The organism is Pararcticibacter amylolyticus (assembly GCF_003130405.1).
GTDB lineage: Bacteria > Bacteroidota > Bacteroidia > Sphingobacteriales > Sphingobacteriaceae > Arcticibacter > Arcticibacter amylolyticus.
In genome coordinates, this window is sequence record NZ_QEAS01000072.1 from 1 (window position 1) to 1,380 (window position 1,380).

Here is a 1,380-nt window from a genome sequence, read left to right on the forward strand (position 1 = left end):
ATGAAAAAAGAGATTTATTTAGCCGTGCTGTTGATCATAACGGCAATATATAACAGAGCTTATGGCCAGGTGGGGGACTATATCCGGACAGAGGATATCCTGGTGGAAGGTGTCACGACCGAAGACCAGATCTCCGGCCTGGGGGCCGGGCAGAAACAAACCACCTGGACGTACAAAGACGGACTGGGGCGGGATGTCCAGGTGGTCCGCATGCAGGCCAGCCCCCAGCAGAAGAACCAGGTCCAGGTGATCAGCTATGATGCCCTGGGGCGGCAGACCCGCAGGTATCTTCCCTATACAGATGCAGCCGATAACAGCTTTCATTACCGGGCAGACGCCCTGAGTGCCCAGCAGTCCTTTTACAGCAACGGCAGCAGTGACAAAGTCGCCGACGACAGCAGCCCCTACAGCCAGCAGGTGTTCGAGAACAGCCCCCTTCAGCGGCTGCTCCAGGAAGGAAGCACCGGTGCCGGTTACCAGCCCGGAGTACACGCCGGCACACTGTCCTATCGCTACAACACCGCCGCCGACGGCGTAAAACGCTGGAGCGCCGGAGGTAGTCCGGAGGCCGATTACCCGGCCGGGACCTTGTCGGTCACCGAGTCCACCGATGCCGGGGGCGGCAAAGTGCAGGAGTACCGCGATGTGCGGGGGCTGACCGTGTTAAAAAAGCAATGGCTGAACGAAACGGTGAACGGCAGCCAGCAGGACTGGGCGGAGACCTCTTATGTGTACGATGGAGAAGGGAACCTGCTGTATACCGTCCCGCCCAAAGCCATGTCGGCCATGCGCGCCAGCGGCAACCGGGACCTTCAGCAGGCGGCCCTCAGCGGCCTGCTGTTCCGCTACGGCTACGATGAACAGGGGCGGGCCGTTGAACGGACCGTTCCCGGGGCAGGGGTTATATACGTCGTGTACGATCCCCTGGACCGCCCGGTGCTGCTGCAGGATGCCCGCCTGAGGGCGGCAGGACAATGGAACTACATCAAATACGACAATAAAGGGAGGGCCATCAGCCAGGGGATCTATACCGACAACACGCGCACCAGCCGCACAGCTATGCAGGCCTACGTGAACACCCTCAATTACAGCAGCGCCTGGTACGAAGAGCGCTCCTCGCAGGGTGCTTCGGGCTATTATACCAACCAGGTGTTCCCCACCAGTTCCATTGAGCCCCTGGCCTACAGCTATTACGACGACTACGACCTCAACCAGGACGGCGTGGCCGATTACAGTTACCAGTCGCAGGGACTGGCAGGCGAAGCCGCCGCCACCCCGCTCACCCGGGGCCTCCTGACGGCCATACAAAAGCGGACGGTCGGGGCAGGCCTGGGCAATATCTGGCTGCTCAGCGTCCAGTTCTACGACAAGCGGGGGAAC

Annotated in this window: 1 protein-coding gene; it reads left to right on the top strand. The window is 60.9% G+C overall.

From position 1 onward, the window contains the following. The coding region (locus DDR33_RS26180; RefSeq protein WP_238387948.1) for a DUF6443 domain-containing protein at window positions 1-1,380 on the top strand (1,380 nt) is incomplete at both ends.